This window comes from Serratia sp. H1w, from assembly GCF_000633355.1.
In the GTDB taxonomy this organism is placed as follows: Bacteria; Pseudomonadota; Gammaproteobacteria; order Enterobacterales; family Enterobacteriaceae; genus Chania.
The window spans coordinates 97,944-119,173 of sequence record NZ_AYMQ01000037.1; the positions used below are offsets into that span (position 1 = coordinate 97,944).

Annotated in this window: 20 protein-coding genes, 1 tRNA gene, 1 other RNA gene and 1 pseudogene; 11 read left to right on the plus strand and 12 right to left on the minus strand. The window is 54.1% G+C overall.

Annotation, left to right across the window (positions count from 1 at the left end; translation table 11 throughout):
* Positions 1-24: 24 nt before the first annotated feature.
* Genes U869_RS0106335 through rimJ form a run of 3 tightly spaced genes read right to left on the minus strand, consistent with a single transcriptional unit; the run spans position 25 to position 2,174 of the window.
* Positions 25-942 (minus strand): Gfo/Idh/MocA family protein, encoded by a 918-nt coding sequence (locus U869_RS0106335; protein WP_025121087.1) that lies wholly within the window; start codon positions 940-942, stop codon positions 25-27.
* Positions 935-1,579 carry a YceH family protein gene (locus U869_RS0106340; RefSeq protein WP_025121088.1) on the minus strand — a complete coding sequence of 215 codons (645 nt, stop codon included), beginning with the start codon at positions 1,577-1,579 and terminating at the stop codon, positions 935-937. Before U869_RS0106340 ends, U869_RS0106335 begins: the two co-directional genes overlap by 8 nt.
* Positions 1,580-1,589: 10 nt before the next feature.
* Complete coding sequence (gene rimJ, locus U869_RS0106345; RefSeq protein WP_025121089.1) at positions 1,590-2,174, minus strand: ribosomal protein S5-alanine N-acetyltransferase; 585 nt, start codon at positions 2,172-2,174, stop codon at positions 1,590-1,592.
* Between the two features lie 334 nt (positions 2,175-2,508).
* Between rimJ and mdtH the strand changes: the two genes are divergently transcribed.
* From mdtH to U869_RS0106365, 4 genes are all read left to right on the plus strand, one after another.
* Complete coding sequence (gene mdtH, locus U869_RS0106350; protein ID WP_025121090.1) at positions 2,509-3,714, plus strand: multidrug efflux MFS transporter MdtH; 1,206 nt, start codon at positions 2,509-2,511, stop codon at positions 3,712-3,714.
* 169 nt (positions 3,715-3,883) lie between these two features.
* Positions 3,884-4,531, plus strand: coding sequence for a glutaredoxin 2 (gene grxB, locus U869_RS0106355; protein ID WP_025121091.1), 648 nt, complete (start codon positions 3,884-3,886; stop codon positions 4,529-4,531).
* Positions 4,532-4,562: 31 nt separating this feature from the next.
* On the plus strand, positions 4,563-6,203 hold the full coding sequence (locus tag U869_RS0106360; RefSeq protein WP_025121092.1) for an AarF/ABC1/UbiB kinase family protein: 1,641 nt from the start codon (positions 4,563-4,565) through the stop codon (positions 6,201-6,203).
* A 145-nt stretch (positions 6,204-6,348) separates the two neighbouring features.
* On the plus strand, positions 6,349-6,912 hold the full coding sequence (locus U869_RS0106365; RefSeq protein ID WP_025121093.1) for a lipoprotein: 564 nt from the start codon (positions 6,349-6,351) through the stop codon (positions 6,910-6,912).
* 37 nt (positions 6,913-6,949) lie between these two features.
* Here the strand turns inward: U869_RS0106365 and U869_RS0106370 are convergent, their stop codons facing one another.
* From U869_RS0106370 to ghrA, 3 genes are all read right to left on the minus strand, one after another.
* Complete coding sequence (locus U869_RS0106370; protein ID WP_025121094.1) at positions 6,950-7,528, minus strand: molecular chaperone; 579 nt, start codon at positions 7,526-7,528, stop codon at positions 6,950-6,952.
* A 40-nt stretch (positions 7,529-7,568) separates the two neighbouring features.
* Positions 7,569-8,306 (minus strand): phosphatase, encoded by a 738-nt coding sequence (locus U869_RS0106375; protein WP_025121095.1) that lies wholly within the window; start codon positions 8,304-8,306, stop codon positions 7,569-7,571.
* Positions 8,307-8,416: 110 nt separating this feature from the next.
* Positions 8,417-9,358, minus strand: a complete 942-nt coding sequence (gene ghrA, locus U869_RS0106380) for a glyoxylate/hydroxypyruvate reductase GhrA (protein WP_025121096.1) — start codon at positions 9,356-9,358, stop codon at positions 8,417-8,419.
* 235 nt (positions 9,359-9,593) lie between these two features.
* On the opposite strand from ghrA, the gene U869_RS0106385 reads away from it, so the two are divergent.
* The 3 genes and pseudogenes from U869_RS0106385 to U869_RS29240 all read left to right on the plus strand — a co-directional run.
* Positions 9,594-9,683, plus strand: a tRNA-Ser gene (locus U869_RS0106385).
* Positions 9,684-9,729: 46 nt separating this feature from the next.
* A non-coding RNA gene (locus U869_RS30495) (RtT sRNA) lies at positions 9,730-9,862 on the plus strand.
* 499 nt (positions 9,863-10,361) lie between these two features.
* Positions 10,362-10,877: pseudogene (locus tag U869_RS29240) on the plus strand (LysE family translocator); the annotation flags it as partial.
* 235 nt (positions 10,878-11,112) lie between these two features.
* Here U869_RS29240 and U869_RS0106395 read toward each other — a convergent pair.
* Positions 11,113-12,003 (minus strand): LysR substrate-binding domain-containing protein, encoded by an 891-nt coding sequence (locus U869_RS0106395; RefSeq protein ID WP_025121097.1) that lies wholly within the window; start codon positions 12,001-12,003, stop codon positions 11,113-11,115.
* Positions 12,004-12,189: 186 nt separating this feature from the next.
* Here U869_RS0106395 and U869_RS0106400 point away from each other — a divergent pair, with 186 nt between their 5' ends.
* Positions 12,190-12,858 carry a sulfite exporter TauE/SafE family protein gene (locus U869_RS0106400; protein WP_232785333.1) on the plus strand — a complete coding sequence of 223 codons (669 nt, stop codon included), beginning with the start codon at positions 12,190-12,192 and terminating at the stop codon, positions 12,856-12,858.
* Positions 12,859-13,071: 213 nt separating this feature from the next.
* Here U869_RS0106400 and U869_RS0106405 read toward each other — a convergent pair whose 3' ends face one another.
* The 5 genes from U869_RS0106405 to lsrR form a co-directional block, all read right to left on the minus strand.
* A complete protein-coding gene (locus U869_RS0106405) occupies positions 13,072-14,082 on the minus strand; it encodes an AI-2E family transporter (protein WP_025121099.1) in 1,011 nt (336 codons plus the stop codon).
* Positions 14,083-14,084: 2 nt separating this feature from the next.
* Positions 14,085-14,234, minus strand: a complete 150-nt coding sequence (locus U869_RS32145) for a hypothetical protein (RefSeq protein ID WP_157834718.1) — start codon at positions 14,232-14,234, stop codon at positions 14,085-14,087.
* A 171-nt stretch (positions 14,235-14,405) separates the two neighbouring features.
* Positions 14,406-14,756, minus strand: a complete 351-nt coding sequence (locus U869_RS0106415) for a cupin domain-containing protein (RefSeq protein ID WP_025121100.1) — start codon at positions 14,754-14,756, stop codon at positions 14,406-14,408.
* Positions 14,757-14,768: 12 nt separating this feature from the next.
* Positions 14,769-16,361 carry an autoinducer-2 kinase gene (gene lsrK, locus U869_RS0106420; RefSeq protein WP_025121101.1) on the minus strand — a complete coding sequence of 531 codons (1,593 nt, stop codon included), beginning with the start codon at positions 16,359-16,361 and terminating at the stop codon, positions 14,769-14,771.
* Positions 16,362-16,413: 52 nt separating this feature from the next.
* Entirely contained in the window at positions 16,414-17,379 is a 966-nt protein-coding gene (gene lsrR, locus U869_RS0106425) for a transcriptional regulator LsrR (RefSeq protein WP_198530682.1), read from the minus strand.
* Between the two features lie 248 nt (positions 17,380-17,627).
* Here lsrR and lsrA point away from each other — a divergent pair, with 248 nt between their 5' ends.
* From lsrA to lsrD, 3 genes are read left to right on the plus strand one after another with little or no spacing between them, the layout of a single operon-like run.
* Positions 17,628-19,187 carry an autoinducer 2 ABC transporter ATP-binding protein LsrA gene (gene lsrA / locus U869_RS0106430; RefSeq protein ID WP_025121103.1) on the plus strand — a complete coding sequence of 520 codons (1,560 nt, stop codon included), beginning with the start codon at positions 17,628-17,630 and terminating at the stop codon, positions 19,185-19,187.
* A complete protein-coding gene (lsrC, locus tag U869_RS0106435; protein ID WP_025121104.1) occupies positions 19,181-20,230 on the plus strand; it encodes an autoinducer 2 ABC transporter permease LsrC in 1,050 nt (349 codons plus the stop codon). Before lsrA ends, lsrC begins: the two co-directional genes overlap by 7 nt.
* On the plus strand, positions 20,230-21,228 hold the full coding sequence (lsrD, locus tag U869_RS0106440; RefSeq protein ID WP_025121105.1) for an autoinducer 2 ABC transporter permease LsrD: 999 nt from the start codon (positions 20,230-20,232) through the stop codon (positions 21,226-21,228). The genes lsrC and lsrD overlap by 1 nt, the downstream gene beginning before the upstream one ends.
* Positions 21,229-21,230 lie beyond the last annotated feature (2 nt).

Here is a 21,230-nt window from a genome sequence, read left to right on the forward strand (position 1 = left end):
GCTACCGCCATATGTTACATGGGGTTAACTGGCATCACGCAGCATTTGCTCGATCAGCCGCTGGGCGTAAATGGCCTGTTCTCCCGATGTTTCCGGTACGGTCTGGTTGCTGACGGCCTGAATAAAATGGTGTACCGCACCGGCAAAACCGCGTTGCTCCAGCGTGGTTTGCCAACCAGGGGCCGGTTTCTCGACGATACCTTGCTGGTCTTCCTGCAGCCATTGGCGCATATCGTTCAACTGATAGACTGCGCCAGAGGTGACTGCCTGCACGCTCTCCCGTTGGCTACCGGCACGGCGGTGCATGCTGGTGGTGACAAGGGTATCGCCACAGGCAAAATGGTGTTCCGCGTAAAGCATCTCGCCCGCTTCGTTAGCGCGCAGTTGCCCACTCTGCAAGCTGGCGTTACCGTGCGCCAGCCATAGTGCGGTATCCACTACATGCAGATAGTCATCCAACAGGGTAAAGCGCAGATCTTTTGGCCCCACGCTATCGGCACGGTGTTTATCCATGCGGATCGAGGCGGGCAACTGCATTTGCTGTTTCAACTGGCGATACAGCGGCGCAAAACGGCGGTTGAAGCCCACCATCAGTGCCAAGCCCTGCTTCTCAGCCTGTGCGATTAACTGCTCGCTTTGCTCCAGGGTTTCCGCCAGCGGTTTATCAACATAGACATGCACGCCCTGAGCCAGCAACTCGCCGACCACCTGAAAATGGCTGGCCGTACTGCTGTGCACGAACACGGCATCACACTGTTGTGCCAGACTATCGAGGCGAGAAAAACAAGGCATGCGATAGCTGTCGCAGACTGGCTGGGCTTTGTGCTGACTCGGTGAGAAACCGCCGATAAGCTGCCAGTCCGCCGCCTGAGTCAATAGTGGCAGGTAAGCCTTTTGCGCTATACCGCCCAAACCCACTACCCCGATGCGCAGTTTACTCATCCTGACCCCGCGCCAGCAGTTGCTGGATCTGTTGCTTTAATTCGGCGACTTCGGCTTCCAGTTGTGCAACCCGCCACGCCAATTCGCCATTATTGGCTTCTTCTGCCTCAGCGGGTGCTGCCTCAATCTGGCCGCTGAACAGGTGCATAAACCGGCTTTCACGCTTGCCTGGTTCACGCGGCAGGCGCACCACGAAGGGGCCGTCCTCACGGGTCGTCAACTGTTGCAGAACTTCTTCTACTTCGCTGACATCGCTGAACTCATGCATCCGGTTGGTGCGGGTACGCAGTTCTCCCGGCGTCTGTGCGCCACGTAATAACAGGGTCGCAATCACCGCCAGTTCGGCCGGTGACAGTTTCAGTTGACCGAACTCGGAGTTGCAAAAACGCTGCTCATACTTCACCACGCGGTTGCCAAAGCCACTCAAGGTGCGCAGGAAGTGTCTTCTCAACAGTAAATCAAGCTGCTGCTGCACTTCGCTTTCCGACAGATCCATCACCGGTTCGCGGTTGGTTTTTTGATTACAGGCCAGCGTAATGGCGTTCAGCGAAAGGGGATATTGGTCAGGCGTGGTCACCTGTTTTTCCATCATGCAGCCGATCACTCGGGCTTCTTTGGCGTTTAATTCATATTTCATGTTTACGGCCTCAGCGTGGTGGTAGCCACTCTTTATTGGTCAATGCGGTCAGCACATGATCCTGCCACTGTCCGTCGATCAGCAGGTAATCCTTGGCATAGCCTTCACGTTCAAAACCCAGCCGGGTCAGTAACCCACCGCTGCGGTGGTTGTGCGGCATATAGTTGGCCATAATGCGATGCATCCGCTGTTGGCGCTGCATATACCGGATAGACGTTTGCAACGCCTCATACATCAGCCCCTGCCCCTGCCACTTTTCACCCAGGGAATACCCCAGGAAACAGGCATGGAACGAACCGCGCAGCACATTACTGAAGTTGGCGACGCCGCACACTTGATGTTCTTCCGGATCGAGCAGGATAAAATAGTAGGCACTGCCCTGCTTTTGCATTTCAGTGATCATACCCAGGCGAGCTTGCCAGCCAGAGGGATAACAGTGACTATCATCGCGTACCGGCTCCCAGGGCTTCAGAAACGCCCGGTTTTCGGCATAGTATTCGGCCAACCGGTAGGCATCGCGTTCGTGGACTAAACGGACGACCAGCCGGTCGGTGGTAAGGCGTACTTTCGGTGATGCAGAGCGATAGCCAAACATCATTTCCCCCGCGGTCAGAACGGTTCGATAAGAAGTATTGATTGGGTCAACGTCTGAACGGCCAGGCGTTAGCTCGTAGGGCTCATGGCAGACTATTGGCGCAGAACCGCGTATTCCCCCGGTAATATAACCGTAGCCTGCCCGGCAGGTAAGCCCCCAGGCGCTCAGTAAATAGCCAGTTAGTCGTTTTACTCATTTTTAAGTGTAGTTTTGCCACTCAGGTAACGTATTGACGATTAAAAAATATTATCTACTGCCCCCCTTTCAGCCGCCGCATATTGGGTAGAGAATAACCGAGTAGTCTTTCTCTCCTCTTGATTGCTCATGGTGAAGCATGTCTCTGGTATCGCAAGCTCGGAGCTTGGGTAAGTATTTTTTATTGTTCGATAACCTGTTGGTGGTTTTAGGCTTTTTCGTCGTCTTCCCACTTATTTCTATTCGTTTTGTCGATCAGCTCGGCTGGGCGGCCGTGGTGGTGGGACTGGCATTGGGGTTGCGCCAACTGATCCAGCAAGGATTGGGGATCTTCGGCGGGGCAATTGCTGACCGTTTTGGCGCCAAACCGATGATCGTCACCGGCATGCTGCTGCGCGCGGCGGGTTTTGCCACCATGGCCATGGCCGATCAACCCTGGATCCTGTGGTTTTCCTGCGCGCTGTCCGCCATTGGCGGCACCCTGTTCGATCCACCCCGCACCGCACTGGTGATCAAACTGACTCGACCGCATGAGCGCAGCCGTTTCTACTCCCTGCTGATGATGCAGGACAGCGCAGGTGCCGTGATCGGTGCGTTAATCGGCAGTTGGCTACTGCAATACGATTTCCATTTCGTCTGCTGGGTCGGGGCCGGAATTTTCGTGCTGGCTGCGGGCTGGAACGCCTGGCTGTTGCCTAATTACCGCATCTCCACCATACGTGCACCAATGAAGGAAGGCATGATGCGCGTGCTGCGCGATCGCCGCTTCCTGACCTATGTCTTAACGTTGACCGGCTATTACATGCTCTCCGTGCAGGTGATGCTGATGCTGCCGATCGTGGTCAACGAGATCGCCGGTTCACCGTCAGCGGTTAAATGGATGTACGCCATCGAAGCCGCGCTGTCGCTCTCGTTGCTGTACCCGCTGGCCCGTTGGAGTGAGAAACACTTCCGGCTGGAGCAACGCCTGATGGCCGGCTTGCTGCTGATGACCCTCAGCCTGCTACCCGTCGGTTTTGCCACCAGCCTGCAAGCGGTGTTTACCCTGATCTGCTGCTTCTACCTGGGATCGATCATCGCCGAACCGGCCCGTGAAACCCTGAGTGCCTCGCTGGCCGACTCACGGGCACGCGGCAGCTATATGGGCTTTAGCCGCCTGGGGTTGGCGCTCGGTGGCGCATTGGGTTATACCGGTGGTGGCTGGATGTATGACACCGGCCACGCAATGGGCAGACCTGAGTTACCTTGGTTCCTGCTGGGGCTGGTGGGCTTTATCACTTTGTTCGCACTTTACTGGCAGTTTAATCCGCGTACCACAGCACCAGCGATCCTTCGTGGTGGTTGATTTTTGCCCGGGCGCACCGCTTGCGCCCTATATCTAACGACCTAATTTGCCAAAGTTGCTATCCTGATAGTACAAAAACTGGCGCAGAAAGGCTTATTATGGCGCATCATCCCACCACAACCTGCGCAATGGCCCAGGCTGACGGCTAAACCTGACAACAGGAGCTCGCATGAAACTGTTTATTTACGATCACTGCCCCTACTGCGTAAGAGCCCGCATGATTTTCGGCCTCAAGAATTTGCCCGTTCGTCTGGTGACCCTGCTAAGCGATGACGAAATCACCCCCACCAGCATGATTGGCAAGAAAATGGCACCGATCCTGCAAAAAGACGACGGCAGCTATCTGCCCGAAAGCCTGGATATCGTGCATTACGTCGATAACTTGGACGGTAAACCGCTTCTCACGGGGAAAACCAACCCAGCGATCGCCGCCTGGTTGCAACACACAGCAACTTACGTCAACAAACTGCTGTTACCGCGCTTTGCCAATGCCGATTTCGAAGAGTTCGCCACTGACAACGCGCGCCGCTATTTCAGCGACAAAAAACAGGCGGCCAGCGGCGACTTTGCCGTGTTACTGGCCGACAGTGCCGATCTGATCGCCCAGCTGGAAGAGGATCTGGCCACGCTCTCCCCATTGATTAAGTCAGCGGAAGCGGTCAATGGTACCCTCAGTGAAGATGATATCCTGCTGTTCCCGGTGTTACGCTCGCTGTCTATCGTGGCTGGCGTAGCCCTGCCGGACAATGTGGAAGCCTACCGCAACCGCATGGCACAGCGCGTTGACGTTCCGTTGCTGTTCGATATGGAGCAGTGAGTCGCAACGGCGATAAGGGAGTAGCGCGCAGATGTTAAAAATGGTTTTGGTCACCGCTCGTGACCGTGCCCGGCTGCAAGAAATCTCGTCCGTGTTGATCCGCTACGGCTTGCAGGACGTGATCAGGTTGCTCGGGCTAGGCAAGTTGCTCGGCGGTCTGAGCGGCAGCGGTGCGGAGAATGATAATCAGACATTACCAGAACGCCTGCGCGCGGCCCTGGAAGCCCTGGGGCCAACCTTTGTTAAATTCGGCCAGATCCTGGCCACCCGCACCGATCTGCTGGAACAGCGTTGGACCGATGAGTTGGAACGCCTGCATAGCCAGGCCACCACTCTCCCTTGGGAAAAGCTGTCCGCGCAGATAACTGCCGATCTGGGGGGCGACCCTCAGCAAGTGTTCGCCCAGTTCGACCCGATCCCGCTAGCCGCTGCCTCCATGGCGCAAATCTACCGTGCCCGCCTGCACAGCGGTGAATCGGTGGTGGTCAAAGTATTACGCCCTGGATTGGCCAAAACCATTCATGCCGACCTGCGACTGCTGGCCTATCTGGCAGAAACCGTCGAACAACAAAGTCCGGCGCTGGCACGTTATCGCCCGCACCAGATGGTGCAAACGTTGGCCACCGCGCTTAATCATGAACTGGACCTGACGCATGAAGGCAATAATTGTGATCGGGTTGCGGAACACTTCGCCAAACAGCCTGAAGTGGTGATCCCGAAAATTTATTGGCAGCACTCGTCAAAACGCCTGTTGGTGCAGCAATTCCTGCCCGGCATTGCGCCCGAAAATCCGCAGCAGTTAGCCGCCGCCGGTTTCGACGGCCCGTTGTTGGCACAACGTGGTGCGCAGGCCTTTATGACCATGGTGCTGGAGCATCGACTTTATCACGCCGATCCTCATCCCGGTAACGTGATGGCCTTGGGTGACAACCACGTGGGGTTTATCGATTTTGGCATGGTTGGCCAACTGTCGGAACGACGACGCAATCAGTTACTGCTGTTGCTGCAAGCCATTGCAGAGCGGCAAAGCGACGGTATCGTCAATACGCTGATCGCCTGGTCCGATAATCAGGAGTTGGATTTGATCGACCTGGAACAGGCCGCGCAGAACTTTCTCGATAAGCAGGCTTCGACCACGCTAACGCTAGGCAAAGCCCTCACCGACCTCTTGGTGATGGCCCGCGAACATCAACTGCCGTTGCCCCCCGATTTAGTGCTGTTATTCAAGGCGCTGATCACTGCGGATGGCGTATTGCACCGCCTGGATCCCGCCTTCGATATCGTCGCTACCCTGAACCCCATGTTGCATCAGGTGATGCTCCAGCGTTACACCCCCGAAGCGCTGCGCCGCCATGCGCTATTGCTGGGTGGTGAGGCGCTGGATGCCGGAGTGGAACTGCCGCAGGCCATTCGTTTGCTGATGCGCCGGTTAAAGCAGGGCAAGATCGATGCCGAGATCAACGTCAAGAACCTCAGCCAACTCAGTAAGGCGCTGGAGCGCTCGGCGGTAACGTTGGCTATTGCAATCGTGACGGCTGCCTTCGCGCTGGGGCTCGCCCCCTATCTTATGCGCTCCACTAGCGAGCTATGGGGCATTCCTCTGTTCCCGGCACTCGGCGGGCTAACCTGCCTTGGGGGAGTCGTATTGTTGGTGTGGCGGCTGCGGCGTTAAGCAATTTCAGCCTTATCCGAATAGGTAAAAAGCCCGTTGTGCCGCGTCATCTGTTATCCTGCACCCCATGAATTTTTCTTTTGCTGGCAGTTAGGTTGCAAGATTTATACTGCCGCATTTCCGTTGTCCGCTTTACGAGGTTTGAATGAAGAAGATCCTGATGGGCGTAGCCGCCCTGGTATTTGCCGGTACGCTTATCGGCTGCAACCAGCTTACCCAATACAGCGTCAGCGAGCAGGAAGTGAACAATTACCTGCAAAAACACAATGACTACCAAAAGCAGATCGGCGTACCGGGGCTGGTTGATGCCAATATCGTATTAACCCAGTTGCAGAGCCAGATTGGCCGTACTGAACCTAACAAGGTAACGCTGTCTGGTAATGCCAAGGTCAACATCACCTCGATCCTCGGCCCGCAGGCCGCCGATTTACAGCTGACGTTGAAAGCGCAACCGGTCTACGACCCGGAAAAGGGCGCGATTTTCCTCAAAGAGATGGAGTTGGTTGATTACCAGGTACAGCCGGAGAAGATGGATACGGTGATGAAGGCGTTATCGCCTTATCTCAATCAGTCACTGAAATCCTATTTCGATCAGAAACCGGTTTATGTGCTGAACCCGGATAACAGCAAAACGGAAGCGCTGGCGCGCAAGCTGGCCAAAGGGTTGGAAGTGAAGCCGGGTCAGTTGGTGATCCCGTTCACCGATTAATCGTTACGGGCGCAGTGCTTGCTGCGCCCTCAATCATTTACTGTTCTTCGTCCTGCCCTTCTTCGCCTTGCTCATACTCCGCTAACTCATCACACATGGCCGCGATGGCATGGCGTGCCAGCTCTGCCAGAGTACGATAAAAGCCGCTGGTGGCATGTGCTTCGACCTTACCCAGAAAACGGCCGCACCAAGGCAACAAGAATTCATTAAACAGCGTGGTTTGCGCCTGAATTTCGTCTTCCTGCGACTGGTCTTCCAACCACGAGGCCGCCAGCAGCAGCGAACCAAAATGATCGGCTGGCGCATCGCCTAATGGCATGCCACGCTGCTGGAGGAATACGCGAACTTCAGCTTCGCTGGCACCTTCCACATAGGCTGAGCGCAGTGGTGAGACGCTGCATTCGCTGCCGACAAACAACGCGTTAAAATCGCTGGCCAACTGCGGATCGCTACAATGCTGCTGCAAACGGGCCAGCAGTTCGTCCTGCTCGAGCGGCCAATGCTGTTGCAGCTTGCCCTCTTTAATCAGGGTAAACAGCGGCTCCAACAACGGATCCTGCGGCTGGCGGTAAAACAGCGTGCCCAATACCCGGCAGACAACGGAAAACTCATTCATGATAAAACCCTATACAAACAGAAAATTTGCCGTGACGATGTCACAGATCGGCTAATTCCGCAATTGCTGGCCTGCCGCGCTGCTCAAGAAAATCCAGGATCCGGCGTGGTGACACATTCAAAATGCGTTCCTGCGGGAAATTCACTTCCTCAATGATTCGCTCGCAATGTTCAAAAATACCGAGCGCAAAAGCGACGTGCGAGTCAGAACCTAGTGCCAGCCATCCACCGGCATCTCGCACTGCGGCAGCGATCGCACGACAGTTCGATTCACTGCCCTTACGGGAATGGATAAACGAGGAGTTGTTGAGCTCCAGCGCTACCTGATATTTGGCTGCCGCTGCGGCTATTGCCGGGATATCGACCGGATATTTCGGGTTGCCGGGATGGCTGATGATATGCACATCGCCCTGTGCCATGGCAGCAATCATCGCTTCGGTGTTGGCAGCCCGGTCCTGCGGTGCAAATACCGGCTCATGGAATCCGGCAATGATCAGATCGATTTCGTTAAGCATGGGTCCGGTGCAGTCGATATCACCGGCCAGGTTTTTGATATTGGCTTCAATGCCGCGCAGAATGCCAACGCCATCCACCAGACGTGGCCACACACGCATGTTCATAAAGTGCCAGTAGTGAGGCGCATCGGCCATATCCGGCCCGTGGTCGGTGATGGCGAACAGTTTGATGCCCTTGTGCTTCGCTTCGGCGATATAGTCGTGCAGAGTGCTATAGGCATGGGTACTGGCTACGGTATGCATATGTAAATCAACGGGGTACATTCTTTCTCCTTCTTAGGCGCTCGCCGGGGTGGGTCAGCGGATGGCGGGTCAATCCTTGCTCATCATAGCAGTTAACGCCGCTATCAACATGTTAGCGGGTTTAGATAGCATCAATAGCCACGCTGAATATCAACCACGCCTGTAGGCTGCTCGCCCGCCTCAAGCCGCAGAATATTGGTACTGACCTGATCCATGGCCTGCTCCGGCAGGGTGATAGCTGCTATATGCGGGGTAATGGTGACACGCGGATGACGCCAGAAGGCATGGGCGTGTGGCAAAGGTTCATTAACGAAGACATCGAGCATAGCCGCCGCCACTTGCCCTTGCTCTAACATCACCAATAGATCGTCTTCGACCAGATGGGCACCACGTGCAATGTTGATCAGATAAGCCCCAGGCACCAAGCGGCTTAACAACTCACGGTTGAGGATACCCGCCGTTTCCGGCGTATTGGGCAACAGGTTGATCAGCAATCGGCTACCATCAAGGAACGCCGCAAGCTGAGGCTGGCCGGCAAAGCTCTGTACGCCATCGATCTGCTTGGGGCTGCGGCTCCAGCAACGGACGTCAAAGCCCAACGCCGCCAGCTTTTGCGCCACGCTTTTACCCAACACCCCTGCCCCCAGAATGCCGATGGTAAAATCACTCTGCTGATGAGGTTCGAGTGGCGCCCAGTTTTGCTGCTGTTGCTGCAACTGATACTCATCAAAACGGCGGAAATAGCGCAAAACGCCAGCCAGCGCGTATTCATCCATCTGCTGCGCCATGCCGGTATCTTCCAGCCGGATCAGCGGTACTCCCGCCGGTAGGCTGCCGGGATGCTGGCGTTCCTGTTCAAGAATGGCATCCACGCCAGCCCCGAGGGCAAAGATCCCTTTCAGATCGCGGCGATTGGCCAGCATTTCATAAGGAGGCCGCCATACCAGCGCATAATCTGCCGGGCGGTCATCCCCTGGCTGCCATGCCCGGATATTTGCCTGTGGTAAGCGCTGCGCCATTCCTGCCAGCCAATCTTGCGCATCAAAAAACGAGTGATAGAAAATGATATTCACTGCCGGTTCCCTTACTGGGTGGATTTCTACCTATCCTTCCGCGCTTCGCCGATTGATGCAAGCACAAAGTCACGGCGGATTGGCGCTGACAGAGCAAATTATCGTGCGACAAATCAGCAAATTGCTGGAAGTTTGGCTAAACGCACGCGGTTATGGCACAAGGCTATTGACGCTGGCATAAGATTCTCCTACATTAGCGCCCGTCGACAGCGTAAAGCGTTGCCGACGACAAAACGGTGAGGTGTCTGAGTGGCTGAAGGAGCACGCCTGGAAAGTGTGTATACGCGTAAGTGTATCGAGGGTTCGAACCCCTCCCTCACCGCCATATTTTAAGAGAAAGTCTGAACTCACGTTCAGACTTTTTTTTTTGCATGTTCCCCATACTGGGAGGGGTGAGAAGCCTCGACAGGGTTCGACAAAATGACCCGCACCGCTGGGACATTTTGGACGGCCGACCGGCCGCCCGTAGGGTGAGCTTGCGAATCAAGCCCTCCCTCACCGCCATATTAAAATAAGAAAGCCTGAATTCACGTTCAGGCCTTTTTATTACATATTCTCCAGGCAGGGAGGAGTGAGAAGCCTCGACAGGGTTCGACAAAATGGCCCGCACCGAAGGGTAGAACCCATGTTGGCTATGAGCGAACAGCGGACATTTGCGATTCAAAGGTTCTCATATCGACTGAGGCTGTTTAGCATTATTTCAATAATTTTGTCATCAGCTCAAAAAACATTGGCAGGTCACGACTGAAAGAGAATGACGCGTTTAGCGAAAAGGAACAGGACATCTTTGCAAGCTAGTTTCAGCTATGTCCGCTACAGATGCTCTGTGACTTGCTTTTAACGTGTTCATAGGGATAAATGGATTATTATCCTGTTTTGAGTGAACTGAAAATGTTTGATTCAACATCAATAATGTCCTTCATAGCAGTCGTTATTGGTCTTTTTTTAATCCCGGGCCCGGCCGTTTTACTGGTCATTACTCGCACTTTTCAGGGGGGGGCGTAAAGCAGGCATTGCCACAGGACTAGGCATTGCTACAGGAGATCTGATTCACACGCTGAGTGCTGCGCTAGGTTTATCAGCAATTCTGATGACCTCGGCACTCGCATTTGATGTCGTAAAGATTGCAGGAGCCTGTTATCTGATTTATCTGGGTATGCGTGCATTTTTTGCTAAATCAAACGCTATCTCGCAAACACGTTTGGCAGAAGTGACATTGCCTCAGGCATTTGTTCAGGCTGTTGGCACCGAGGTGCTTAATCCAAAAACTGCCTTATTCTTTCTGGCATTTCTACCTCAATTCATTCACCCTGAATCTGGCTCGTCTTTAAGTCAATTTGCAGTACTCGGTTTGATATTTTCAGGGCTCAGTGCAGCTTATGCCAGCATCATTGCGATCATAATCCGGCCCCTGAGACGCTGGCTAGGATGCTTGTCTGGGCTACGTCGCTGGGAGGGGAAAATAATTGGGGCACTATTTGTATCACTTGGTTTAAAAGTGGCTTTTCAGCATCGTTAGGACGGGTCTGGTAAGAACAAGAAGAGCCTCATTTTCAAAATCAATGAGGACAATTTAGCTTACGCCTGCTTCATCCATCAAATAATTGTGGGTGATTTGAGTATGGCTGTCCATTATAAGCGAAAAGCGGAGGTTCGCAGTTTTACCCCCTATTGATCACGACATGACTTGACCTGCTTTTTTAACACCACCAGAGACTGAGTAGCACAACGTTAATCTGGCATAACAGGGATATTTATACATCTTGTACCCTGAGAAAATCGATCAATTCCCTCATGGCTGGGCTCAGTGAATCCGGTGTTTTATAGCAAATGCAGATTCGCCGCCGTGCCCATTGATCGGTTAGCGGCAATATATGGTAATGAAATTTTTTACTGAAACGTTCAGCTACTGAGACTGGAAGGATCCCTACGCCAATACTGCTACTGACCATCTCACCAATCCCTTCAAAACTGCTCATTCTGACGCGATAAGTCAGTGGATGGCCAAGGCCTTCAGCATGCTCACTGATGTGGTCCTGCAGCGCATTACCGGGGTATAAACCAATGAAAGGCTCTGTGATCACATCAGAGAAAGAGATTTTATCTCTGTGTTCAAACCGGTGAGAGGGTGGGACGATAAGAGCAAGCCAGTCATCTGTCATTGGTTCAAGCATGAGTTCCCGGGTGTCTACCGCATCTGAAACGAGCCCTGCTTCAGCTATACCATTACTTACACTGTTAATGATATCCGCACTTGTTCTCTCTTCCAGCTCAATGGTCACATCTGGGTGCTCTGAAAGCCACTTTGCAAGCCTGCCGGGCAGATACTCAGCCATCGCTGAGGTATTGGCATATAACCTTATTTTTCCCCTGACTCCTTTGGCATAAGCGCCGAGCTCAGCTTTAAGCCGCTCCTGCTGGGACAGTATTTCCCGGGCATGGCGTACGAGAACCTCACCGGCTTCTGTAAGGCTGACACCCCTCGGATGTCGTGAAAACAGCTTCACCCCGGTATCGTCCTCTATGTTTTTAAGTCTCTCACTGGCCGAACCAACGGCCAGGCTAGCGCATCGCGCACCATGGGTAATGCTTCCAGCATCAGCGATACAGACGACAAGTTTCAAATCAGAAAGATCCAGTCTCATAGGGATATTTATCTCATCCTTCGGGTTATCCGAAGCATGGCCCGCTTAAACCAGATTGTCTACTAACAGGTGAGATGATTGAATCACTGAAAATCCTATGTCAGGGCAAACTTTGTGGGCGAACAGCTGTATATCTACCTTTCATTAATATTTATCTTTGCCGGTTTTGTAAAGGGCGTGACCGGAATGGGACTGCCAACAGTAGCAATGGGGCTGCTTGGCATGTTTATGCCACTTCCGATCGCGGCGGCATTGCTGGTAATTCCTTCTTTCGTGACGAATATGCTGCAGCTTGTTACCGGCCCCTCAATGAGGCTGATTATCCGCCGTCTGTGGCTGATGATGCTGCTTATTGTCGCTGGTACAGTGTCAGCCTCTTCGCTTCTTATCACCATTAATCCGGCCTGGTCAGCATTCGCTCTGGGCATGGCTTTAATCGTTTTCGCTGCTTTTGCGCTGGTTTCACCGTCGCTTACGGTTTCTCAAGCCAGGGAGAAATGGCTTTCCCCAGTTATTGGTGGCGTGACAGGTGTAATCACCGGCGCGACAGGCGTATTCGTTATGCCGGCCGTTCCCTTTCTTCAGTCGCTTCGCTTCAGTAAAGATGAACTCGTTCAGGCCCTGGGGCTGTCATTCACAGTTTCTACCATGTCGCTGGCCGTGGGGCTTTATCTACATGATGCTTTCAGGGTAGAGCAGTTTTCACTGTCCTTTTTATCGATATTGCCTGCTTTGGCTGGGATGTGGCTGGGGCAGAAGGTGCGGGCGCGCATTAGTGCCAAACGTTTCAGGCAGTGTTTTCTCCTGTTTCTGATGGTGCTCGGAATAGAGTTGATTTCACGCCCCTTTTTTTGATTTATCAGAACTGTAGGACAGGGTGCAGCAATTGGCGATCTGCTCTGAAGGGTCAACAACCGGGAGGATGTAATGAGCAGCAACCTGTAGTTAAAATAAAAAACTTGCTAGAGCAGCTATGAAGCATTTACCCATTAGCGAACATGCTCATGCGATAGGTAGACGGGCGCAGCATGGGTGAGCACAGTGAAAAGCCTCGGCTGAGGCTTACACTCAAATCAGCTTAGCTTCCCTAAGCTCACTCTTCAGATAGGCATAGTAGATAGGTGCAGCCACCACCCCTGCCAAACCAAATGCCGCCTCAAACACCAACATCGCCAGCAAGATCTCCCAAGAGTTGGCTTGGATTTTAGTGCCGACGATACGAGCATTGAGGAAATACTCAAACTTGTGGATCACGATCAGATACAGCAGCGCAATCAATGCCACCCCGAGTGACACCGACAGGCCAGAGATGAACACGATGGTATTGGAGATCAGATTGCCGATCACCGGCAGCAGGCCAAAGATAAAGGTAAACACCACCAGCGTTTTCGCCAGCGGGATATGGATCCCACACAGCGGCATCACACCAAGGATAAAGATGGCCGAGAAGAAGGTATTGATGGCCGAAATTTTAACCTGAGCAAACACAATGTTGCGGAACGCCTGCGATAGCAGCGAAATCCTTCTCATCAGCTCACTTTTCAGTAATGGCCGATCCTCGCTTTTATCAACGTTATACAGTGAGATGATGGCACCGAGCACCATGCCGATCAGCATAGTCACCAGACCGTGCAGTACGCTCTTGCCCATCGTCTGCAACAACGCGATATGTTGCTGTAACCGGCTCAGCATTTCGTTTTTCAGCTCTTCCACGCTCAATGGCAGATAGCCCGGCATATATTTCACCACTTCCTGCTGGACATCCTGCAAGATGACCGCAATACGGGTGTTAACAGCGGTGAGATTGCGCATTTCCTGCATCAGATAGCCGACGATACTCCCCACAATAGCGGTCAACAGGCCGACCACCAGCGTGCTGATCACCGCAACAACCAACCACCTGGCCCGATGGCCGCCAATCACCTTCTGAAAATGTGGCGTCAGGATATTGACGATCTCGTAAACCAAAAAACCTGCCATAAAGCAGGTAAGAAGATGCAACGGCAACAGCAACAGGAGCCCCCCCATCACAAAGATGAAGCTGATAATCCTGGCCTGTTTTAAATTCATTAACTGCATTGTTACTCGCTTATCCCTGAGGGGATAGAAATTGTAAGTCCCTGTGCCAGCCCGGCAGCAAGTACCTTGCGTTGCTTTTCGTCCATAAGTTGCTGGCCTCCTTTGTCAGAAGAAACATAGCAAAAATAGGCAATGAAAGCCTGATTTTTCATGCAGACTTTCAGATTGATGACAAAGTGGCAATGTTGCTGAATTTGTAGGGATCGCTCTCGGTCAACCTATTGATTATCCAGATGGGCGCAGCATGCAGCGCCCCTACGCGGTGAGATCAACGAAAATTTGCCAGCAGCCTCAAAGCCTGAATTTTCACTCAGGCTTTTCCTCTAATAACTCTCTGGTTCCGCGGGATGGCTATCGCCCAAAATATGCGGCGATTTCACAAACACCCCTTTCCAGGGAACCGAACCATGATTGACCAGAAAATGTGCCTCACCAGGATCGCACTGCAACACATCCCCCTCGCCCAGCAGTTGCATCTCCCCTTCCAGATACAGGCACACTTCACCGCTCAGCGTATAAAACACCTCACAAACCTCCTTGTGACGATGATTTCTGAATGACTGCCCAGGTTGCAACACAACGACGCCCATGTCGCACATCGGGCCACGGATCAGGTATTTCGGGCCATTGTCACCGAAGCGATAGTCGTGAGCCATTTCATTGGTTTTGATCATGAGTGCCCTCCTTTAGAGGCCGGGAGCCTTCCACATTGAGGTTGTCAATCCGTGATCAACCAAACCACGTTGATCCAGATACACTGCCAACCATTTTTGCCGCGCCTGTTGATAAACCTCGCTGTTTTCCGGGTTAGGAATATGCTCCCTGTCCCAACGCACCAGGCTTTCCCCGGCATCCGCCAACGACGAATAGACACCGACGCCAACGCCTGTCGCAATGGCGCATCCTAGCGCGGTCGCTTCCTTCACTACCGGAACTCGTACGGTCAGGCCGGTAACATCGGCCAGGATCTGACTCCACAGCGTGCCCTTTGAACCTCCACCAGCAAATACCAGCGAGTCAGCCTTGATACCGGAAAACTCGGCGATTTGTTGCAGATTACAGGCCGACACGATAGCCGCATTCTCTTCCAGAGCGCGAAACAGAGTAGCTTTGTTGCATTTTTCAGCATCGATCGACAGATTGATAAATGAGGGGGCAGCGTGATACCAGTTCTTAAAGCGCATGACGTCGGAGAAGATAGGCATGACACCATGGGCCCCCGGCTGTACACGCCTGGCCATATCCTCCAGCAAGGCATAGGTATCCACGCCCAGACGCTCGCCGATCAGCTTTTCTTCGGCGCAGAACGCATCACGGAACCAACGCATGGTCAGCCCGGTAAAAAAGCTGATGGATTCGCTTTGCACCATTCCCGGGATCACATGCGGGTTGATGCGCACATTCATATTGGGATCGGTGACGGGAGCGGGAAGATTCACGACCTGCTGCCAAAACGTCCCGCCCAAGACGGCAGTTTGCCCTGCCCTGACAATGCCAAGGCCCACACAGCCCAATTGCACGTCACCGCCACCGACAATTACCGGAGTACCAGTCCGCAGGCCAGACAGTTCGGCAGCGTTGGCCGTCACTACCCCCAACGGCGTTCCCGTCTCTTTGACCGGCGAAAGAATGTCGGAACGCAGGCCCGCCATTTCCAGCAGGCCTTTTCTCCAGTCCCGCGTAACCAGATCAATCAGCCCGGTGGTCCCGGCATTTGACGGATCGACCGCCAGCTCACCGCTCAGCATATAGGCCAGCCAGTCGCTGATCATGGTCACCGTCGCGGCCTGGCGATAAATATCAGGACGATAGTGCGCCAGCCATAGCAGCCGCGGCATCGCGCTGAGTGCCAGAGTCTGCCCGGAGCAGCGGTAAACCTCATCCTCAAAAGTATGGCCATGCAGTTCTTTTAACTCACTGACCTCGCGTGTTGCCCGCGCATCCACATTGGCGCAGGCCCAGATCGGCTGCCCCTCGGCATCATAGAGCACGATGCCTTCACGCATTGAACACGCAGCCACGGACACTATCGCCTCCGGCGCAATTGCCGCCATCGTTAATGCCTGATGGATGCACTGGCAGGCAAGCTGCCAGTTTTTAACCAGATCGAATTCCATGGAGCCCGGTACATCAGGGACCGCCAAATGATGCCATTCGGCTTGCCCTACTGAGACTTGATTGCCTTCCAGATCAAAAATAACTGCCCTGACGCTGCCTGTGCCAGCGTCCAGGGCCATCAGGTACTGGCCTGATGTGATAGGAGTACAGAGTCGAGCCATGTGTTTGTCCTCGGCTGGTGTTGCTTTAATGTGTGTTACATCGCTAATAACCCTAGTTACCAATAAGTTTGAGCATTTCTGCTGCCGTATCCTGGTCGGTGACCAGCGCGTTGATGTAGCGGCCTTTCAATGCGGCCACAATCGCCTCGGCTTTTTGTATGCCACCAGCGACCCCGACCACGGTCGGGATGGTGGCAAGCGTGGCCAGGCTCAGCCCAATCAATTCATTATGGATCTGCATGTCGGGAATGATGGCGCCGTCGGCATCAAAAAAGTAGCCAAGAATATCGCCAACGGCCCCTTTGCGGCCGATCATCAGTTGCTCGCCTTCGGTGATATAGCCCGCGCGTAAAATGGTGGCGGCATCCTTTTGGCTGACCGAACCAATCCCCACCACGGCGACATCTGCCGCCTGAGCAGCCAGCAGAATATCTCTGACACTATTTTCTTCCCGCAGGGTACGGGCGATATCGGCGGAAGAGGCACGCAACGGGGCTGGAACCATGCTGACGCTACAAGCGGCATCCAGTTGACCAATCCCGGTCATATAAGGCCCGACCCCGCCGGAAAGCGTGACCAGCCGAATTTGCTGCGAAGAAATAAAGCCGCTTAGCCGCTTCAAGGTGCTCATGGCGGCCTCGCCAAACCCCGCCGCCAGCAGTTGCTGAGGCTGAAGCGACTCCATCAACATATGTGCCGCCCCAATCCCCAACCTCGCGCTATCATCCGCCTCGGGCAAGGCGGGTAACACGCGAATATTTTTCAGGGCAAAATGCTTTTTCAGTGCGTCCTCATACTGCAAACAACCTTCAAAACGAGAGTTAATCTGCACCCGAATGATCCCTGACTGGTGCCCTTTCTCCAGCAGGCGCGAGACCTTAAGGCGCGTCAGCCCAAGCCGGGCGCTGATCTCGTTCTGAGTCAAACCATCGTGGTAGTAGAACCAGGCAATACGGGCGACCTGCTCTTCCTCACACATTCCCTGTTCGCTGACCGTGGCACTGTCATTTATCATCATAAATCCGCTTCTCTTTGAACATTTTTAAATTCTGAACGCAATTGTTCTTCCATTGACCAACAATAGCTGTGATGCATGCCTCAAATATACATCAAAACTGAACATTGAGTTTAACCAAACACAATTATTCAAAAAACGTGATCCTGTTGGCGGTTTTATCGCCAAACCCTGACTAAGGTTATGAACAATTAGTTTTCAAAAAACTTTTTGTTCAACTCGATACCCTTTTTCGGCTGAACGGAGGCACGATGCAAACCGGTGAATACTCAGTTCCACCTCTGCTCTGCGTACAGAACATCAGTAAGCACTATTCCGGCGTTGATGTGCTGAAAGGCATCGACTTTACCCTGCATGCCGGGGAAGTCCATGCCCTGCTCGGCGGTAATGGCGCCGGGAAATCAACACTGATGAAAATCATTGCCGGTGTGGTGCCCCCGGACGGCGGTTCCATCGAGATCCACGGCCAGCGTTGTACCAACCTGACTCCGGTAAAGGCCCATCAGTTGGGGATTTATCTGGTACCGCAAGAACCGCTGCTGTTCCCTAGTCTGTCGGTAAAAGAGAACATATTGTTTGGCCTGCCTGCCAAACGGGCTGCCGTGGAAAAAATGCATCAGTTATTGGAGCTGTTGGGATGCAAGCTTGAGCCTAACAGCGCAGCAGGTTCACTGGAGGTGGCCGATCGCCAGATCGTGGAAATCATGCGGGGATTAATGCGTGATTCCCAGATCCTGATCCTGGATGAACCCACCGCATCACTGACGCCCGCCGAAACAGAGCGTTTGTTTGCCCGTTTACGCGAACTGCTGGGTAAAGGGGTCGGCATTGTGTTTATTTCACACAAGCTGCCGGAAATCCGCCAGCTAGCCGATCGGGTCAGCGTAATGCGTGACGGGAAAATCGCCCTGACGGGGAAAACCACCGCGCTGACCACCGATGAAATTATTCAGGCGATCACCCCAGCCGCGCGCAATGTCGATCTCCCCGCCAGCCAAAAACTGTGGCTCGAGCTGCCTGGCAATCGGCCTGCCAACCCGCAGGGCAAAGCCGTCTTGCAGTTGGCTAATCTCACTGGCGAAGGCTTCTTGCAGGTCAGTTTTGAGCTCCATGCCGGAGAGATCCTGGGCCTGGCTGGCCTGGTTGGATCGGGGCGTACCGAGCTGGCTGAAACCCTGTATGGATTACGCCCGCTGCGGGCCGGCAACATCCTGCTCAATGGCGAAGAGATCGCCAAACTACCCACCCGGCAGAGATTGCAGCGCGGCCTGGTCTATCTGCCAGAAGACCGTCAGTCCTCCGGGCTGTATCTGGACGCATCGTTATCCTGGGACGTGAATGCCCTGACGCACAATCACAGCGGCTTCTGGGCCAATCCACAACGCGACCACGCGACACTGGAACGTTATCGCCGGGCGTTGGATATCAAGTACCACGATCCTGAACAGCCTGCTCGCACGCTGTCCGGCGGTAATCAGCAAAAAATTCTGATCGCCAAATGCCTGGAAGCATCGCCACAGGTGTTGATTGTCGATGAGCCAACCCGCGGGGTGGACGTCGGCGCGCGTAACGATATCTATCAGTTGATACGCAGCATTGCCCAGCAGAATGTCGCCATCCTGTTTATTTCTTCCGACCTCGAAGAGATCGCCATGATGGCCGATCGCGTCTACGTCATGCACCAGGGGGAAGTCGCTCCTACCGCACTTTGCGGTGACCAGATTGATGTCGATACCATTATGCATATGGCCTTTGGTGAACACCGCGGCACCTCCCATCAACCTCATGCCAACGGGGAGGCAACATGTTAAAGGTGATACAGAACAACCGCGAGTTGACGGCGCTGCTGGCCATCATCGGCCTGTTTGCGCTACTTGGCTGCATCGATAGCAACTATTTCAGCTTCCAGACGCTGACCATGATCTTCAGTAGTTCGCAAATCCTGATGCTGCTGGCCATCGGCGCTGCGCTGGTGATGCTGACCCGGAATATCGACGTTTCCGTCGGCTCCATCACCGGGATGTGTGCGGTGCTACTCGGGATAACGCTCAATGCCGGATACAGCTTGCCGTTCGCCTTTACGGTTACGCTGCTGCTCGGCTTGCTGGCGGGCTTTATCAACGGTGTGCTGGTCGCCTGGTTTAAAATCCCCGCCATTGTCGCCACCCTGGGCACCCTTGGCCTGTATCGCGGCATCATGCTGTTGTGGACCGGGGGCAAATGGATCGAGGGGCTGCCCAGTTCACTGAAACAACTTTCCTCACCCATAGTGCTGGGTATCTCGCCGATTGGCTGGCTGACCTTGCTGTTACTGGCGTTAATGGCGTGGCTGCTGTTGAAAAACTCATTCGGCCGCAGTTTCTATGCCACCGGTGACAACCTACAGGGCGCGCGTCAACTCGGGATCCGCACCGAAGCCATTCGCATCATCGCGTTTTCACTCAATGGGCTAATGGCGGCGCTCGCCGGGATCGTGTTTGCCGCCCAGATTGGCTTTATCCCCAATCAAACCGGCACCGGCCTGGAAATGAAAGCCATTGCCGCCTGCGTGCTTGGCGGTATCAGCCTGCTTGGCGGTTCTGGCACGGTAGTCGGCGCCATTCTCGGTGCCTATTTCCTGACGCAAATCGACAGCGTGCTGGTGCTGCTGCGTATTCCTGCCTGGTGGAACGACTTTATTGCTGGCCTGGTGCTGTTGGGCGTGCTGGTCTTCGATGGCCGCCTGCGTTGCGCCCTGGAGAAGAATATCCGCCGCCAGAAATATGCCCGATTTATCGATCCTCCGGCCTCGACCCCACCATCCCCCCACTCCACCAAACTGCCTGCGCAAGGTAAAAAGCGGGAGATCGCATAATGGCCAACTGGCGACGTTACGGCTGGGAACTGGCGCTGACCGCCCTGCTGTTGATTGAAATTCTGGCGTTCGGTGTGGTTAACCCACGCATGCTGGATATTAATGTGCTGCTCTTCAGCACCAGTGATTTTATCTGCATCGGCATTGTAGCATTGCCGTTAACCATGGTGATCGTCAGCGGTGGAATTGATATTTCCTTTGGTTCCACCATTGGCCTGTGCGCCATTGCGCTGGGAGTGCTGTTCCAGGCGGGGCTCCCCATGCCGCTGGCCATTGTCATCACTCTGGCCCTGGGCGTACTGTGCGGTTTGATCAATGCCGGGCTGATCATCTACACCGGGATCAATCCGCTGGTTATCACCCTCGGCACTCTGTACCTGTTTGGTGGCAGCGCCCTGCTGCTTTCGGGGATCTCCGGTGCGACCGGCTATGAAGGTATCGGCGGCTTCCCAATAGCCTTTACCGATTTCGCCAACCTGACGGTATTAGGCCTGCCCGTGCCGCTGGTCTTCTTCATTGTCTGTGTCCTGCTGTGCTGGCTGCTGATGCACCGCACACACAGTGGCCGCAACATCTTTCTGATTGGACAAAGCAACCGGGTGACGCAATACAGTGCCATCCCGATTAACCGCACACTGTGCGCACTCTATGCGATGACCGGATTGGCTTCGGCCATCGCTGCGGTGCTGCTGGTTTCCTACTTCGGTTCCGCACGCTCCGATCTCGGCGCGTCTTTCCTGATGCCTGCCATCACGGCGGTTGTGCTGGGTGGGGCGAACATTTACGGCGGTTCAGGTTCGATTATCGGCACTGCCGTTGCCGTGTTGCTGGTCGGTTATCTGCAACAGGGTTTGCAAATGGCTGGCGTGCCCAACCAGATTTCCAGCGCACTTTCCGGGGCGTTGCTGATCGTCGTCGTCGTTGGCCGCTCCATCAGCCTGCATCGGCATCAAATCAGAGAGTGGCTGCAACGACGGCGCACCATCAAACAGGCTTGAAC

Bases quoted from the DNA above. Each gene is read 5' to 3' on its own strand.
- U869_RS0106335 (WP_025121087.1), bottom strand. From the start codon at position 942: ATGAGTAAACTGCGCATCGGGGTAGTGGGTTTGGGCGGTATAGCGCAA.
- U869_RS0106340 (WP_025121088.1), bottom strand. From the start codon at position 1,579: ATGAAATATGAATTAAACGCCAAAGAAGCCCGAGTGATCGGCTGCATG.
- rimJ (WP_025121089.1), bottom strand. From the start codon at position 2,174: ATGTTTGGCTATCGCTCTGCATCACCGAAAGTACGCCTTACCACCGAC.
- mdtH (WP_025121090.1), top strand. From the start codon at position 2,509: ATGTCTCTGGTATCGCAAGCTCGGAGCTTGGGTAAGTATTTTTTATTG.
- grxB (WP_025121091.1), top strand. From the start codon at position 3,884: ATGAAACTGTTTATTTACGATCACTGCCCCTACTGCGTAAGAGCCCGC.
- U869_RS0106360 (WP_025121092.1), top strand. From the start codon at position 4,563: ATGTTAAAAATGGTTTTGGTCACCGCTCGTGACCGTGCCCGGCTGCAA.
- U869_RS0106365 (WP_025121093.1), top strand. From the start codon at position 6,349: ATGAAGAAGATCCTGATGGGCGTAGCCGCCCTGGTATTTGCCGGTACG.
- U869_RS0106370 (WP_025121094.1), bottom strand. From the start codon at position 7,528: ATGAATGAGTTTTCCGTTGTCTGCCGGGTATTGGGCACGCTGTTTTAC.
- U869_RS0106375 (WP_025121095.1), bottom strand. From the start codon at position 8,306: ATGTACCCCGTTGATTTACATATGCATACCGTAGCCAGTACCCATGCC.
- U869_RS0106395 (WP_025121097.1), bottom strand. From the start codon at position 12,003: ATGAGACTGGATCTTTCTGATTTGAAACTTGTCGTCTGTATCGCTGAT.
- U869_RS0106400 (WP_232785333.1), top strand. From the start codon at position 12,190: ATGGGACTGCCAACAGTAGCAATGGGGCTGCTTGGCATGTTTATGCCA.
- U869_RS0106405 (WP_025121099.1), bottom strand. From the start codon at position 14,082: ATGCAGTTAATGAATTTAAAACAGGCCAGGATTATCAGCTTCATCTTT.
- U869_RS32145 (WP_157834718.1), bottom strand. From the start codon at position 14,234: ATGAAAAATCAGGCTTTCATTGCCTATTTTTGCTATGTTTCTTCTGAC.
- U869_RS0106415 (WP_025121100.1), bottom strand. From the start codon at position 14,756: ATGATCAAAACCAATGAAATGGCTCACGACTATCGCTTCGGTGACAAT.
- lsrK (WP_025121101.1), bottom strand. From the start codon at position 16,361: ATGGCTCGACTCTGTACTCCTATCACATCAGGCCAGTACCTGATGGCC.
- lsrR (WP_198530682.1), bottom strand. From the start codon at position 17,379: ATGATGATAAATGACAGTGCCACGGTCAGCGAACAGGGAATGTGTGAG.
- lsrA (WP_025121103.1), top strand. From the start codon at position 17,628: ATGCAAACCGGTGAATACTCAGTTCCACCTCTGCTCTGCGTACAGAAC.
- lsrC (WP_025121104.1), top strand. From the start codon at position 19,181: ATGTTAAAGGTGATACAGAACAACCGCGAGTTGACGGCGCTGCTGGCC.
- lsrD (WP_025121105.1), top strand. From the start codon at position 20,230: ATGGCCAACTGGCGACGTTACGGCTGGGAACTGGCGCTGACCGCCCTG.